This is a genomic window from Streptomyces sp. NPDC029216, assembly GCF_040648015.1.
Lineage (GTDB): Bacteria > Actinomycetota > Actinomycetes > Streptomycetales > Streptomycetaceae > Streptomyces.
This window is the reverse complement of the sequence record NZ_JBEZWL010000171.1, coordinates 1-14,742: the sequence shown is the minus strand read 5'-3', so window position 1 is coordinate 14,742 and position 14,742 is coordinate 1. Positions and strand designations below refer to the sequence as shown.

General features: G+C 74.9%; 13 protein-coding genes. 3 read left to right on the top strand and 10 right to left on the bottom strand.

The window, feature by feature from the left end; all coding sequences use genetic code 11:
• Positions 1-166: 166 nt before the first annotated feature.
• Genes egtD through egtA form a run of 4 tightly spaced genes read right to left on the bottom strand, consistent with a single transcriptional unit; the run spans position 167 to position 4,630 of the window.
• Positions 167-1,156: an L-histidine N(alpha)-methyltransferase gene (gene egtD / locus AB0F18_RS34660; RefSeq protein ID WP_362068005.1), complete on the bottom strand. Its 990-nt coding sequence runs from the start codon at positions 1,154-1,156 to the stop codon at positions 167-169.
• The gene (egtC, locus tag AB0F18_RS34655) at positions 1,153-1,911 is read right to left on the bottom strand and encodes an ergothioneine biosynthesis protein EgtC (RefSeq protein ID WP_362068002.1); all 759 of its coding nucleotides are present in this window, start codon (positions 1,909-1,911) and stop codon (positions 1,153-1,155) included. The genes egtD and egtC overlap by 4 nt, the downstream gene beginning before the upstream one ends.
• Entirely contained in the window at positions 1,911-3,233 is a 1,323-nt protein-coding gene (gene egtB, locus AB0F18_RS34650; protein WP_362067999.1) for an ergothioneine biosynthesis protein EgtB, read from the bottom strand. Before egtB ends, egtC begins: the two co-directional genes overlap by 1 nt.
• Positions 3,230-4,630, bottom strand: coding sequence for an ergothioneine biosynthesis glutamate--cysteine ligase EgtA (gene egtA / locus AB0F18_RS34645; protein ID WP_362067996.1), 1,401 nt, complete (start codon positions 4,628-4,630; stop codon positions 3,230-3,232). The genes egtB and egtA overlap by 4 nt, the downstream gene beginning before the upstream one ends.
• A gap of 107 nt (positions 4,631-4,737) precedes the next feature.
• On the opposite strand from egtA, the gene AB0F18_RS34640 reads away from it, so the two are divergent.
• Positions 4,738-5,565, top strand: a complete 828-nt coding sequence (locus tag AB0F18_RS34640; protein WP_362067993.1) for a TIGR02452 family protein — start codon at positions 4,738-4,740, stop codon at positions 5,563-5,565.
• 42 nt (positions 5,566-5,607) lie between these two features.
• On the opposite strand, the gene AB0F18_RS34635 is transcribed toward AB0F18_RS34640, so the two are convergent.
• On the bottom strand, positions 5,608-6,072 hold the full coding sequence (locus tag AB0F18_RS34635) for a type II toxin-antitoxin system PemK/MazF family toxin (protein WP_362067990.1): 465 nt from the start codon (positions 6,070-6,072) through the stop codon (positions 5,608-5,610).
• 198 nt (positions 6,073-6,270) lie between these two features.
• Between AB0F18_RS34635 and AB0F18_RS34630 the strand changes: the two genes are divergently transcribed.
• A complete protein-coding gene (locus AB0F18_RS34630) occupies positions 6,271-7,761 on the top strand; it encodes a cellulose binding domain-containing protein (protein ID WP_362067987.1) in 1,491 nt (496 codons plus the stop codon).
• Here AB0F18_RS34630 and AB0F18_RS34625 read toward each other — a convergent pair.
• The 5 genes from AB0F18_RS34625 to AB0F18_RS34605 all read right to left on the bottom strand — a co-directional run bounded on the left by AB0F18_RS34625 (position 7,745) and on the right by AB0F18_RS34605 (position 13,458).
• Complete coding sequence (locus AB0F18_RS34625) at positions 7,745-9,022, bottom strand: pyroglutamyl peptidase (protein ID WP_362067984.1); 1,278 nt, start codon at positions 9,020-9,022, stop codon at positions 7,745-7,747. The two genes, AB0F18_RS34630 and AB0F18_RS34625, sit on opposite strands and share 17 nt — an antisense overlap.
• Positions 9,023-9,144: 122 nt before the next feature.
• Positions 9,145-9,576: an ester cyclase gene (locus AB0F18_RS34620; protein WP_362067981.1), complete on the bottom strand. Its 432-nt coding sequence runs from the start codon at positions 9,574-9,576 to the stop codon at positions 9,145-9,147.
• An 83-nt stretch (positions 9,577-9,659) separates the two neighbouring features.
• The gene (locus AB0F18_RS34615; protein ID WP_362067978.1) at positions 9,660-11,102 is read right to left on the bottom strand and encodes an amidase; all 1,443 of its coding nucleotides are present in this window, start codon (positions 11,100-11,102) and stop codon (positions 9,660-9,662) included.
• A gap of 401 nt (positions 11,103-11,503) precedes the next feature.
• Positions 11,504-12,199 (bottom strand): alpha/beta fold hydrolase, encoded by a 696-nt coding sequence (locus tag AB0F18_RS34610; protein ID WP_362067975.1) that lies wholly within the window; start codon positions 12,197-12,199, stop codon positions 11,504-11,506.
• A gap of 35 nt (positions 12,200-12,234) precedes the next feature.
• Positions 12,235-13,458, bottom strand: a complete 1,224-nt coding sequence (locus AB0F18_RS34605; RefSeq protein ID WP_362067972.1) for an MFS transporter — start codon at positions 13,456-13,458, stop codon at positions 12,235-12,237.
• Between the two features lie 138 nt (positions 13,459-13,596).
• Between AB0F18_RS34605 and AB0F18_RS34600 the strand changes: the two genes are divergently transcribed.
• Positions 13,597-14,601 (top strand): LacI family DNA-binding transcriptional regulator, encoded by a 1,005-nt coding sequence (locus tag AB0F18_RS34600; protein WP_362067969.1) that lies wholly within the window; start codon positions 13,597-13,599, stop codon positions 14,599-14,601.
• The last annotated feature ends 141 nt before the right edge of the window (positions 14,602-14,742 follow it).

Here is a 14,742-nt window from a genome sequence, read left to right as displayed (position 1 = left end):
CGCTCGATCTTCGCTGTCAGAAAGTCCCGCTCGGTCATCGCTGCTCCTCGTAAGCGTGCGAACACAAAGACAAGGCGCCGGAACGCACGGCCGGCGTACCCGCCCGGCAGCGCCCGCCGCACACGACCCCGCACGCACCGGTGCCCTACGTACCGGCCCGGCCCGCTCAGTCCACGGTGACCGAGTCCACGGAGCCGTCGGCCACCGACAGCGACAGCGCGAAACGGCCCGCGGCGTCCGTCCACCACTGGGACAACTCCAGCCCGGCTTCCGCGAGTTCCTTCCGCACGCCCTCCTGACGGAACTTCGCCGAGATCTCCGTCAGGATCTCCTCACCCGCCTCGAACGGCACCACCAGATCCAGCGCCCGGATCTTCACCGTCACCGCCGACCGGGCCCGCAGCCGCATCTCGATCCATTCGTGCTCCCGGTTCCACACCGCCACATGGTCGAAGTCGGCGGTGTGGAAGTCCGCGCCCAGCTCCCGGTCGATCACGGCCAGCACGTTCTTGTTGAACTCCGCGGTCACCCCCTGCGCGTCGTCGTACGCCGCCACCAGCACGTCCTCGTCCTTCACCAGGTCCGTGCCCAGCAGCAGCGCGTCCCCGGGCGACAGCATCGCCCGTACGGACGCCAGGAACGCCGCCCGCTCCGCCGGCAGCAGGTTCCCGACCGTGCCGCCCAGGAACACCACCAGCCGCGGCCCGGGCGAGTCCGGCAGGTGCAGCGGACCGGTGAAGTCGGCCAGCAGGGCGTGCACCCCGAGCCCCGGATGGTCCGCCAGCAGGGACGCGGCCGCCCCCTCCAGGGCGCTCTCGCTGACGTCCACCGGGACGTAGGTCTCCAGCGCCGGCAGCGCCTCGATCATGTGCCGGGTCTTCTCCGAGGAGCCGGAGCCCAGTTCCACCAGGGTGCGCGCGCCGCTCACCGCCGCGATCTCCCGGGCCCGCTCCAGCAGGATCTCCCGCTCGGCGCGCGTCGGGTAGTACTCCGGCAACCGGGTGATCTCCTCGAAGAGTTCACTGCCCCGGGCGTCGTAGAACCACTTCGGCGGCAGCTCCTTGGGGACGCGGGTCATCCCGCTCAGGACGTCCTTCCTGAGCGCCCTGTCGGCGGCGTGCTCGTCGAGGGTCCGGGTCATCTGGAAGTCGCTCACGGGGTGCTCTCCTTGAGGGGGATCAGGGCGACCCGCGTGCGGGTGGCGCTGAGCAGGGTCCGGTCGGGCACCTCGCACCAGCCGGGGTCGTCGTCGTACGGCTCGGAGGCCACCACCACCCGCCCCGACGGCGGGTCGGGCAGATACCAGAGGGAATCGCCCCAGGCGGTGGCGGCGATCGAGCCGCCGTCGGTGAGCAGCAGGTTCAGCCGGGAGCCGGGGGCCGCGGCGGCCAGTTCGCGGACCGCCTCCGCCAGGGCCGTACCCGGGTCGTCGCCCTGCCGCAGCCGGTGCAGGACCAGCGCCCACACCAGCGCCGAATCGGTGCGCGCGGCCAGTTCGAGGAGTTCGTGGGGCGGCAGGGCAGCGGCTATCGGCGCCGCCGTGTCGGGCCAGCCCCGGAGGGCGCCGTTGTGGCTGAACAGCCAGGGCCCCGACGCGAACGGCGCGGCCGCCGCCTCCCCGTCCGCCCCCGCGAAGGTGGCGTCGCGCACGGCGGCCAGTACGGCCCCGCTGCGCACCACGCGGGCCAGGTCGGCGAAGCCCTCGTCCCCCCAGACGGGCCCGGCGCGCCGGTAGCGGGCCGGGACCGGGTCGCCGGGCGCGTACCAGCCGACGCCGAAACCGTCCGCGTTGACGGTGCCGTACCGCTGCCGGCGCGGCGCCCAGGACTGCCGTACGAGGGAGTGCTCCGGCTCGCTCAGGACCCTGCCCAGGGGTATCTCCGGTCCCAGGTAGGCCAGGTGACGACACATCAGGCGTCCCTCGCGGTGCGGAATCCGGAGAAGATCTGCCGGCGCACCGGCAGGTCCCAGTTGCGGAAGGTGCCCCGGCAGGCCACCGGGTCCACCGCGAAGGAGCCGCCGCGCAGCACCTTGTGCTCCGGGCCGAAGAACACCTCCGAGTACTCCCGGTAGGGGAAGGCGCGGAACCCCGGGTACGGCAGGAAGTCCGAGGCGGTCCACTCCCACACGTCGCCGATGAGCTGGCGCACCCCCAGCGGTGAGGCCCCGGCCGGGTATCCGCCGGCGCGGGCCGGGCGCAGGTGGCGCTGGCCCAGGTTGGCGTGCTCGGGGCCCGGGTCGGCGTCGCCCCAGGGGTAGCGGCGGGAGCGGCCGGTGGCCGGGTCGTGGCGGGCCGCCTTCTCCCACTCCGCCTCGGTGGGCAGCCGGCGCCCCGCCCAGCGGGAGTAGGCGTCCGCCTCGTACCAGCTGACGTGCAGAACCGGTTCTGCATCGGGTACCGGCTCGGTCACCCCGAACCGGCGGCGCAGCCACTGGCCGGCCTCGCGCCGCCAGAACAGCGGGGCCCCGATGCCGTGGGCGCGGATCTGCTCCCAGCCCTCGGCGGCCCACCAGCGGGGCTCCGTGTAGCCGCCGTCCGCGATGAAGGCCTGGTAGGCGGCGTTGGTCACCGGCGCCGTGTCGATCCAGAAGGGCGCGACCTCCCGGGTGTGCGCGGGCCGTTCGTTGTCCAGCGCCCATGGCTCGGCCGAGGTCCCCATGGTGAACGGGCCTCCCGGGACCAGGACTTCGGCCGCCGCCGGGGGCGGCCCCTGCGGGGGATCCGGGTCGGGCGCGGTCAGCACGGCCGCGCCCGCCCGCAGCTGATGGGTGATCAGCATGGTCTCGTCGTGCTGCTGTTCGTGCTGGGCGATCATCCCGAAGACGAACCCCCGGTCGAGCAGGGCCGTCCCCTCCAGCGGGGTCCCGTCCAGCAGCTCGAACACCCGTCCGCGGACCTCGGCCGCGTACCGGCGGGCCTCCTCGGGGCCCAGCAGGGGCAGCTTCGGCCGCTCGGCGCGGGGATGCCGGAAGGCGTCGTACAGGGAGTTGATCTCGGGGCGCAGGAACTCCCGGCCGGCCACGTTCCGCAGGAGCCACAGCTCCTCCTGGTTCCCGATGTGCGCCAGGTCCCAGACCAGCGGGGACATCAGGGGCGAGTGCTGCGCGGTCAGGTCCGGGTCGCTGACGACGTCGGTCAGCCCCGCGGTGCGGGCGCGGGCGGCGGTCAGCGCGGCCGCGGCCCGCTCGCGCAGCGCGCCGGGACGGATCTCGGGGTGGGTCTCGGTGGTCACGGGCGCGGTCCCTTCGCGGCGGGCGGCCGTCGGCGGTGTGCCGCGGGGCCGGTGTCTTCCACGGGTGCCGGGGCGGTGCTCGCGGCGGCCCGGGTGCGCCCGGCGATCAGGGCGTCGTCCGCGTCGTCCGCCGGGCAGCGCCCCCGCCGTACGTAGCGCTCGGTGAAGTCCCCGACCGCCGCCTGGACGTACGGGTCCGCCCCGAGCCGGGGCAGGGCCTCCGCGGCCGCTGCGAAACAGGCCGTGGCCGCCGCCCTGAGGTCCGGATCGGTCAGGGAGCTCCGGGCGGCGGTCCGCCACAGGGCGTTGCGGGGCGCGCACCGGGGTCCGTAGGCGTCGGCCAGCGCCTTGACCGCCCGGTAGGCCGTCTCGGCGGCCTCCGGGTCGTCGAAGAGGGCGTGCACCACCGCCACCGGCACCATCCAGCCGTCCTCGCCGGGCTGCGCGTCGATCATCCGCAGCTCCAGATGGCCGCGCGGCCGCACGGGCGGGAACAGGGTGGTGAGGTGGTACTCCAGGTCCTCGGCCGTGGGCCGCCTGCGCCGGGAGCGGCCGCCGTCCGTGCGCAGCCAGTCGCGGAAGGTCAGCCCGCGCGGTACGGCCCAGGGCCCGTCGCCGGGGCCCCGTACGCACATCACCTCGGTGTCCAGGGCGTGCCGGACCCAGGCGGTGCGGGGCTCGGCGTCCAGCGGCGGGGCGAGCGCGCGCCGTGCGTCGATGTCGCTCCAGACCCCCTGCCGGGCGCACCGCCACCCCTCGTACGGGCCTTCGCGGCCGGGGGAGTTGGCGAAGGAGGCCACCAGTACCGCGCCCAGCAGGTGGGCGAGCCGCCAGCGCCGCCCGTGCCCGAGAGGGCCGGGCTCCTCGTGGCCGGCGTCCACGCAGACCTGTACGGAGGCGGAGGCGCGCATCATGGCCCGGCCGGCGGGGCCGGTGCGGTCGAAGTAGGTCTCCATCGCGTCGTAGCGCGGGCTGGCCAGGAGGCGGCGCAGGGGCCTGCGGGGGTCCTCGCCGAGGCCGTGGAGGACGAGGCCCTGCGTGCGCAGGGCGTCCCGTACGGCGGTGAGGTCGGCGCGGAGGCCGTCGAGGCAGGCGGTGAGGGAGTCCGCGGGGGCCGAGCTCAGCTCCAGCTGGCCGCCGGGTTCGACGGTGATCCGGGAGTGCAGGGGCAGGGCGCGTGCGGCCGCGTGGGCGGCGGTGAGGCGCTCGGGGGGCAGCGGCAGCCAGGGCCGCTCGGCGTCCAGGACGAGCCATTCCAGCTCGGCGCCGAGCGTGCGGGGCGGGCCGGTCTTGAAGCAGATGCCGTGGACCAGGTCCTCGGCGGCCGCCTCGGTGAGGGGTGCGTACGCGGAGTCCGCGGGATCCTGGGCGGTGGGAGCGGGCGAGTTCTCGGGCATGACCGGAACCTCGTCTCCTGTCGTCGGCCGTGATGTCACCCGTGCCTACCCGTCCTCGGGGCGGTAATTCCTTTGCCGCCTCCGGGCCTGGGCCCGAGGATGGCGGCGTGAGCAGCAGATTGCGCGAGATCGCGCGGGAGAACGCGCTGATCCTGGCGGCCGGTGGGTACCGGACGCGGTCCGGGCGGTGGGTCTCCCTCGCCGCCGACCTGGCGGAAGCCAAGGCCAAAACCAGGATATATGGCCCAAATCAGATCATTCCAGACGGGACGTCCGTCAGAGGGAGCCGCCCGACCGTCTTCGAGCTCACGGGCGAGAGCAGCACGGTCGCGGCCCGTCGCCTGGTGGGGGAGGACGGCGCCGGCGGCCCGGTGGCGGTGCTGAACTTCGCCTCGGCCCGCAATCCCGGGGGCGGCTACGTCCGCGGGGCCAAGGCGCAGGAGGAGGCGCTGTGCCGGGCGTCGGCGCTCTACGAGACCCTGCTGGAGGCCCCGGAGTACTACGAGGTCCACCGTGCGGGCCGGAGCACCTTCTACACCGACCGGGTGATCCACTCGCCCGGGGTGCCGGTGTTCCGCGACGACCGGGGCGACCTGCTGGAGACCCCGTTCCGGGCCGGCTTCCTCACCTGCCCGGCCCCGAACGCCGGCACGATCCGCCGCCAGGAGCCGGAGCGGGCGCCGGAGATCCCGGCGGCCCTCGCCCGGCGCGCGGGTCGGGTCCTGGAGACGGCGGCCCTGCACGGGTACCGGGAGCTGGTGCTGGGGGCCTGGGGGTGCGGGGTGTTCCGCAACGACCCGGCGGAGGTGGCGCAGGCCTTCCGGCGCCCGCTGACGGGCCGCTTCGCGGGAACCTTCGACCGGGTCGTCTTCGCCGTCCTGGACCGCAACCCCGGCCCCCGCGAGGCCTTCACCCGGGCCTTCGCCCACGAGTGAGCCGGGCCCGGGACCCCGGGCCCGGGACCCCGGGCCCGGGGGCTACTGCCAGCCGTAACGCTCCCGCAGGCGCTCCACCACCAGCCGGAACCGGCCCCGGTCCAGCGCGCACGCCTCGCGGCGCATCCCCGCCTCGTGGACCCGCAGCACCCGGTCCACGTCCACCCAGGACTCCCGCCCGGCGCCGTCCCACGGGCCGGAGCCGATCGGGACCCACTCGCGGTCGTCGTCGTGCCGCTTGCTGGACAGCTGAACGGCGAGCAGGGTCGCCCCGCCCGCCTCGCGCGCGACCACCAGCACGGGGCGGTCCTTGCCCCGCCCGTCGTTCTCCTCGAAGGGGACCCAGGTCCACACGATCTCGCCGGGGTCGGGATCCCCGTCCGGGTCGGGCGCGTACTCGGTGCGCACCGTGCCGATGGCCAGCGGGTCGGCCTCGACGGTGGCGGCGAAGCCGTCCCGCCCGGGCTGCTCGACGTAACCGTTGCCGTGGTGTGAAAGTGCCGTCATCCGGGCGAGGTTAGCGGCTACGGGGGCCCGTGCCGCGGAGAAAGGGCCCTGGGGGCGGCTTAAACCCTCCCGATCACTTCCTTAAGCGGAACCTAAGCTTCGTAACCGCCGCCCGGAAGCGAACGATTGTCCGTTTCCGGGCGGCTAGCGTGCTGCCGCACCCCAACTCCCCGGTAACACAGCAGAGGCAGGCACGCCATGGGCAGCACAACCGGTCACCGCCGCAGAGCCAGCGGCAAGGCGAAGGCCACGGGCGCGATCGTGGTGGCGGCGGTGATCGGGGGCGCCGTCCTCGCGTTCACCGGGACCGCGCAGGCCACCGCCGTCGGCGCCGTGTACACCACCTCCAGCTCCTGGAGCGGCGGTTACACCGGCCAGTACGTCATCACCAACGGCACCGGCGGCACCCAGTCGGACTGGACCCTGCAGTTCGACCTGCCCGCCGGCACGCGGATCGACTCCCTGTGGAACGGCACCCACACCGTCGCCGGACAGCACGTCACCGTGAAGCCCGCGAGCTGGAACCGCGAACTCGCGCCCGGAGCCTCCGTCACCGTCGGCTTCGTCGCGAGCGGTGGTCCCGGCAGCCCCAAGGGGTGTCTGATCAACGGGGTCAAGTGCTCCGTCGACCAGAGCGCCACCCCGCAGCCCAGCGGCCGCCCCACCACCCCGCCCACCCCGGCCCCGACCGCCTCGGCGAAGCCCACGGCCACGGCCACGACCGCGCCCACGACCGCGCCCACGGCGAGCCCGACGGCCGCCCCCACCGCGACCGGGCCGGCCCCCGCGCCCGCCGGCGGGGCGCGCTTCGCCCCGTACGTCGACACCTCCCTCTACCCCGCCTACGACCTCCTCGACACCGCCACGCGCACCGGCGTCAAGGAGTTCCACCTCGCCTTCGTCACCGCGGGCGCCGGCTGCACCCCGCTGTGGGGCGGGGTCACCGACCTGGCGAGCGACAAGGTGGCCGGGCAGATCGGCGCGCTGCGCGCCAAGGGCGGTGACATCCGGGTGTCGTTCGGCGGAGCCGCGGGCCGCGAACTGGCCCTCAACTGCGCGAGCGCCGACGAACTCGCGGCGGCGTACGGGAAGGTCGTCGACCAGTACCGGCTGACCAAGGTCGACTTCGACATCGAGGGCGCGGCCCTGCCCGACACCGCCGCCAACACCCGCCGCGCCCAGGCCATCGCCCGGCTGCAGAAGTCCCACCCCGCCCTGGACGTGGCCTTCACCCTGCCCGTGATGCCCGAGGGGCTGACCCAGCCGGGCGTGGCCCTGCTCGCCGACGCCCGGAAGAACGGCGTACGGATCGACTCGGTCAACATCATGGCGATGGACTACGGCCCGGCCTACGCCGGGAACATGGGGCAGTACGCGATCCAGGCCGCGACCGCGACCCAGGCCCAGCTGAAGGGGGTCCTGGGACTGTCCGACCAGGCGGCCTGGAAGGCCGTGGCCGTCACCCCGATGATCGGCGTCAACGACGTCGCGTCGGAGGTCTTCTCGGTCTCCGACGCGACGCGGCTCGTCGAGTTCGCCTCGGCGAAGGGGATCGGCCGGCTGGCCATGTGGTCCGCGGCCCGCGACAAGCAGTGCCCCTCGGGCGCGGTGAACTACGCGGACGCCACCTGCAGTTCGGTCCTCCAGCAGCCGCTGGCCTTCACCAAGGCCTTCAGCGCGCTCCGCTAGCAGGGGCGCCGGAGGCGCGCAGCACCTCCAGGACCTGCGCCGTGATCGCCGCCTCGTTGCGCTCGAACTCCGGCCCGGTCAGCCGCTCCGCCTCGGCGGGCAGGCCGGTCAGGACGGGGGTGTGCAGGTGGCCGCCGGGGAGGCCGGGGCGCAGTTCCAGGCGGAGCCGGTTGGAGCGGTAGGCGACCTCGTTGGAGAGGTAGCCGCCGCCCCCGCCCGCGACGGCCCGAGAGCCGGGGGTGGGTCCGTCCTCCCGGTCCACGGGGGCCGCCCCGCCGGCCGGTATCTCGGTGACGGACGTGTTCAGCCGTACCGGGTAGGGCGCCTGGACGGCGGTCATCGCGTCCGTGGGCAGGCTGGTGCGCAGGAACTCCGCCCCGGGGCCGAGGCCCGGCGCGGTGGCCGGGTGCTCGCGCGTACCGCCGGCCAGGGCGCGGGCGTTGTCCGGGTACGGGTCCGCGGAGCGGTTGCGGCCCGCCCAGGCCTCCAGGGTGAAGAGGCCGGGGTAGCCCTGGCTGATGCTGGTGATCATGTCGGCGGAGCGCGGTCCCGCCGCCAGCCGGGGCCCGTAGGCCCGTTCGACGATCCCGGCGTCGAAGTCGGCGTAGCGGACGGGGAGGACGACGGCCCGGATCTCGGCCGTGGTGCCGTCGGCCAGGGTGATGCGGCGGCCGTTGAGCTGGAGGGCGGCCGAGCCGGAGGGGTTGGCGCGGCGCAGTTCGGCGTCCAGACCGAACGGGTCGAACCCGCTGACGAAGATCCGCCGGACGCCCCGGGTGCCGCGGAACCCGTTGGCGGTCAGACCGCGCGAGGCGTCCTCGAACCGGGCCCTCAGCGCCGCCCGGTCCACCGCGAACCCGGGCTGCCAGGCGTCGAGTTGCGTGGTCATCGCGAGCCGGGTCCAGTACAGCGGCCGGTCGTCCCGGTCCGGCAGGTCGCCGCCGGGCCGGTGTCCCTGGGCCCGGTTCACGGCGGCCTGCCACAGCGCCTCGCCCCACCCGCCGAGCAGCCGCTCCGCCCCGGCGGCGTCGCGTACGCCGCACAGTGCGGCCGGGAAGCGGCGTACGAAGCCGTCGAGCCCGGCCCGCTCGGGGAAGGCCGCCGCCCGGGGGTCGGACAGGCGCCCCTGCTCGGGGTCGGGGGAGGCGGGGGCGCCGGCGGGGCAGGCGGGCGCGGTCTCCGCGTGGGCGGCGGCGGGCGGCAGGACGGCGGTGACACCGAGGAGGGCGGCGGCCAGTGCCGCACGACGTAAGAGCATCATGCCGTGTGACATTACATACGAGGCACCAGGTCCGGCAGTACGCGCCCGGCGCCCGACGCCCGACGCCCGACGCCCGGCGCCCGACGCGCGGGGCCCGGCCGTGAACGGCCGGGCCCCGGGGGTCAGTCGGCCTGGGGCCAGTCCCAGCCCAGCTGGAGGAACAGGCCCAGGCGGTCGCTGACCGCGCGGATCTGGGAGATCTTGCCCTCGGCCAGGGTGAACCACCAGATGGCCTCGTTCTCGAAGGACCGGCCCGTCGGCTCCGGCATGCGCGGGTGGGTGCCGCCGTGCGTCCCGGACTGGACCACGCGGGCGACGACGCGGTCGTCCTCCACCACGACCTCATCCACCCGGATGGTCAGCGGATCGAACGCGGCCAGCTGCCGGCGCAGCCCCTCGAAGGCCGCCCCCGGCTCGTCGGGCTCGCCGTGGATGATCTGGTTGTGGTCGATCACGTCCTGCGCCATGTACCGCTGCAGGTCCTCGGTCCGCCGTTCGCTGACGGCGGTGAAGAAGCCGAGCACCGTCTGCTTGTTGTCGTTCTGCACGCTCATCGCGTGCACCCCCTGTCGATCATGCTGTGGATCAAGTCGCCGTGAGCCTAGGCGGGTCAGGTATGCCGGGAGTCAAGCCCGTGTCAACTGCCGTCAAATACCCGCCTCGTCGGCCGGTTCACACCCGTTCGCCCCGGCGGCCAGTGCGCCGCCCAGCCCTCCGCCGCCTCCAGCTGCGCCGCCAGCGACAGCAGCCGCGGCTCCGAGTCCGCCGGGCCCAGCAGCTGGGCGCCGAGCGGCAACCCCTCCGGGGTGAACCCCGCCGGCACGCTGATGCCCGGCCACCCCAGGACGTTCCACGTCCAGGCGTACGGGCAGGCCGCGATCATCGCCCGGTCCGTGGCCAGCGCCCCCAGCCCCGCCAGGGCCCCGATCCGCAGCGGCCCGGTGGCCGTCGTCGGCGTGAGCACCACGTCGAACCGGCCGAACAGCTCCCCGACCCGGCGGCGCAGCGCCCCCTCGGCCCACCGTGACACCCGCAGCGCCGCCCCGCCCAGCAGGCGCCCCGTACGCATCGCCTCGTGCGTCCGCGGGTCCAGCAGGCCCGCGTCGGGCGCCCGCACCGCCAGCTCCCGTACGCCGGCGGTCGCGCGGGGCGCGAAGGTCAGGCCGATCGGGCCGTAGCGGGGGTCCTCCGGCACCACCTCGTGCCCCAGCCCCTCCAGCCGCCCGGCCAGCCGCTCCACCGCCGAACGCACCACGGGGTCTGGGGACTTGCCCCCGGTCGCGGTGAAGGCCGTCCCGAAGGACAGGGCGATCCGCAGCCGCCCCGGCGGCCGCCCGGCCGCCTCGACCGCCGACACCGGGGCCGGGCGGTGCAGGTCCCCGGGGGCCGGGCCGCTCGCCGCGTCCAGCAGCAGCGCGGCGTCCCCGACCGTGCGGGCCAGCACCCCGTTGACCGTCAGGCCGTGGAAGGCCTCCGGCTCCGGCCAGGTGGAGATCCGCCCGCGCTGGGGCTTCACCCCCACCAGGTGCGTCCAGGCGGCGGGGATCCGTACCGACCCCGCCCCGTCGGACCCGAGCGCCGCCGGCACCAGTCCCGCCGCCACGGCCGCCGCCGAACCGCCGGAGGAGCCTCCCGGGGTGTACGCCGGATCCCACGGGTTGCGGGTCTCGCCGAAGGCGTGCCCCTCGGTGAACGGCCACTGCCCCAGCTCGGGCGTCTGCGTCTTCCCCACGACGACCGCCCCGGCCGCGCGCAGCCGCCGTACGGCCTCGCCGTCGGCCGCCTTCGGCGGGAAGTCCCCCGCGCACCCGAACGCGGTCGGCTCCCCGGCCACGTCCATGTCGTCCTTGACGGCGACCGGAACGCCCAGCAGCGGAAGCCGTTCCCCACGGGCCAGCCGCCGGTCCGCGGCCTCGGCCTCGGCGAGCGCGGCCTCGGCGCGGACGATCCGGAAGGCGTTGAGGGAGGACTGCGAGGCGGCGATCCGCGCGAGCGAACGCTCCGTCAACTCCCTTGAACCGACGCGCCCTTCGGCGAGCGCCTGCGCCATCTCCATGAGCCCGTCCACCGCATCCGACACCCCGGACCTCCCCCTTACCGATCGGTAATACCGACGGTAAGCCGAAACCGTCCGGCCCGCACCCTCCGGGCGACCGGCGCGCCGGCTCTCCGCCCGGTCCGGCGTCGGCCGAGGAGGCGGGCGACCTCCTGAGGGCGGGGTTCGGCACTCGTGGGCGTCGACCTCTCCCGGCCGCGGCCGCTGCGCTGACCGACGGCCCGGGCGGGCACCCGACGGGCCCCGCCCGGCACCGCGGTTTCCTTAGCGCTGTGGCCGGAAAGGTTCACCGCCTCACGGCGCCCGGCACGGCACCTCGCTGCGTTGTCGGACCGCGCAAGTACGTCCAGTACGAGCCGCGGCCCTCCGCCTTGCGATGCACCGCACCGGACACCGCGAACCGGCAAACCTTTCCGGCCACAGCACTAGATCCAGCCCTCCAGCGAGGCCATGAAGCCCTCGAAGTCGTCGCGGTGGATGGTGTGACCGGCGCCCGCGACCGTGCGGACCTCGAAGCCGCGCTCCTCCAGGAGGGCCGCCCGCTCCGGGGAGATCAGGAAGCTCGGATCGGCGAGCTGGACGAGCGAGGGGACCGCCGGGGCCGCCGGCAGCAGGTCCCGGCCGGCCAGCGGGCCCAGGCTCAGGGCGGTGGACTCGTCCCACAGGTCCAGCGTGGCCCGCTCGATGTCCACGTCCGCCTCCTCCCAGCGCGGGTTCATGGCCCGGATCCGTTCCCGGCTCAGCGTCTTGAACTCCGCGAACAGCTCCGGCCCGAAGCCCGGTTCCGGGGCGGCCAGGTGCCAGGCGGGGTCCGAGAACACCGCGCGCCGCGGCCTCAGCCGGTCCACCGCCAGGGCCAGGGTCAGGCCGCCGAGCGAGTGCCCGATGGCCAGATCAGCCCCTGCGGGCAGGGTCTCGACGACGTCGTCCGCGAACAGCTCCGGACCGTACGGGCCCCGCCCGCTGGCCCCGTGGCCGCGCAGGTCGACGGCGATCACCCGGTAGCCCGCCCCCGCGAGGGCCGGGCCGACCCGGCGCCAGGTGCGGTGGTCGGCCATGATGCCGTGGATCAGGAGCGCGAGGCGGTCGCCCTCGCCCCAGGTGTGGGTGTGCAGCTGCACGGTGGTGCCTTTCGGATCGGTTTCTCGGAAGGGGATCAGCGCACGCCGCGGATCGGACGCACGGCCAGCGCCCCCGCCACGGCCAGCGCGGCGACGACGACGAACAGAGCGGTGTAGCCGCCGCTCACCGACACGACGACGGAGGCGACGAACGGGGCGACGATCTGCGGCCCGGCGTTCGCGACGTTCAGCACCCCCATGTCCCGCGCGGCGTCCTCGGCGCGGGGCAGGACCATCGTCACGAGCGCGGTGTCCACGGCCATGTAGCAGCCGAACGCCAGCCCGTTGACCACGGAGAAGGCCAGCATCGCGGCCCAGCTCGCCGACACCGCGGGAATGGCCAGTGCGACCGCCGACAAGAGCGCCGAGGCGCCGACGAACAGCTTGCGCCGGTCGAGCCGGTCGGACAGCCAGCCGCCCAGCACCGTCGAGACGGCCATCGCCACGCTCGTCAGCGGCATCAGCACCGCCATCGCCGCCTCGGGCCTCATCCCCTCCGGCAGCTCGGTGTGGTCCTGGAGCACGTACAGCTGGTAGCCGCTCACCGCGAAGTAGCCGAGCACCAGCAGCGCCCGCCCGATGAAGGCCCAGCGGAAGTCGTGGTCGCGCAGGGCGCCCGCGAAGGCGGCCAGCTGGCCCCGGACGGGCAGGGGAGCGCGCGCCGGGAGCCGCCGCTCGCGCGTGCAGCCGGTGAACAGCACCGCGGCGAGCGCCACGACCGCGCCGAACAGCAGGTACCCGGTGCGGTAGTCCTCCGCGAAGGCCGCTCCGACCAGGCCGCCCAGGGCGGAGCCGAAGGGCAGCCCGAGCCCGACGGCCGCCGAGGCCCTGCCGCGGGCCGTCACCGGCACCCGGTCGGGAACCACGGAGGTCAGGGCGGCCTGGTGGACGTTCATGACGGCCTGACCCAGACACCAGGCGAGGGCGATCAGCAGGATCGTGTCCGCGAGGCCGAGCAGCAGCATGGCCGGAACGGCGGCGAGCCCGCCGCCGAGTATCCAGGGGTTGCGCCGGCCGCTGCGGTCGGCGAGGGCTCCGGCGACCGGGTTGAAGACCGTGGCGAAGATCGCGGAAACCCCCGCGATCAGGCCGAAGTCGGAGACCTTGCCGGCCGGGTCGACGTGCTCGACCTGGAGCGCGAGCAGGATGCCGCCGGCGCCGATGTAGAGCGAGTACATGGCGGTGTTGGCGACGAGGAGCAGGGGGAGCAGTCCCCGTCCGGGGGACGCGTCGGTGGGGACGGCGGAGGAAAGGGCCACGGTGCCCTCCTGGGCAGCGAGTGGAGGTGGTGACACGGTGGTGACACGTGTAAGTGACTCGTGTAACCACTGTGTAGCATTCATTTCAGGCCAACCGCCAGACCCCGGGCGTGACCGGTCTGGAAAGATGCCACGGCCATGTCTGACACACCGAACCCCCCGAACCCGCCGACCAGCGCCGACGTGGCCCGGCTCGCGGGCGTCTCACGCGCGACGGTCTCGTACGTCCTCAACAACGCCGAGGCCGTACGGATCAGCGAACCCACGCGCCGCAAGGTCCGCGCCGCCGCCGAGGAACTGGGCTACGTCCCGCACGCCGCCGCCCGCAGCCTGCGCGCCGGCCACACCCGCATCGTGCTGCTCCCCACCCCGCACGTACCGGTCGGCCCCCTGTACAGCGCCTTCCTCAACGAACTCCAGTGGGCCCTGCGCCGCCTGGACTACACCGTCGTCCAGTACGGCGGCCTCGGCCTCGACGGCGACGAGGCCGTCCGCGCCTGGGCCGAGCTGCGGCCCGTCGCGGTGATCTCCCTGGGCGAGACCGTCCTCTCCGCGCACAACGTCGACACCCTCAAACGGGCCGGTGCGCGCGCCGTGATCACCCTGGGCCCGGACCGGGTGGCGGGGGCGCACGCGCTGGTGATGGACCAGGCCGAGGTCGGCGCCCGCGCCGCCGCCCACCTGGCCGAACGCGGCCGCCGCCGGATCGGGGTGGTCGTCCCGGAGGAGCAGGGCCTGGACTTCTTCTCCGCCCCCCGCCTGGCGGGGGCCCGCTCGGTGGCGGGCACGGAGGTCACACCGCTGGACCTGGCCTACACGGAGGAGTCGGCGGGGGCGCTGGCCGCGCGGTGGGGGGAACTGGGGCTGGACGGGGTGTTCGCGTACAACGACGAGTACGCGGTGCTGCTGCTGCGTGCGCTGCTGGACGCGGGGGTGCGGGTGCCGGAGGACGTCGCCGTGATGGGGGCCGACGACCTGCTGATCGGGCGGCTGATGCGGCCGCGGCTGAGCACGGTGCGGATCGAGATGCCGAGCGGGGAGCGGCTGGCGGGGTTGGTGGACCGGGCCGTACGGGTGCCTTCGGCGATCGCCGAGCGACACGACCTGATGGGGGCCGTCGCCGTCGCCCGCGAGTCAACCTGACCCCGCCCCCGCTGCACGGCTCGGCCCCCAGGAGCCGCCTCAAGCGCCGGCGGGGCTGAGGGTGGCGGCGCAGCCCGTACATCTGCGGACCGTGTCCCGGGGGCTCCGCCCCCGGACCCCCGCGCCTCAAACGCCGGCGAG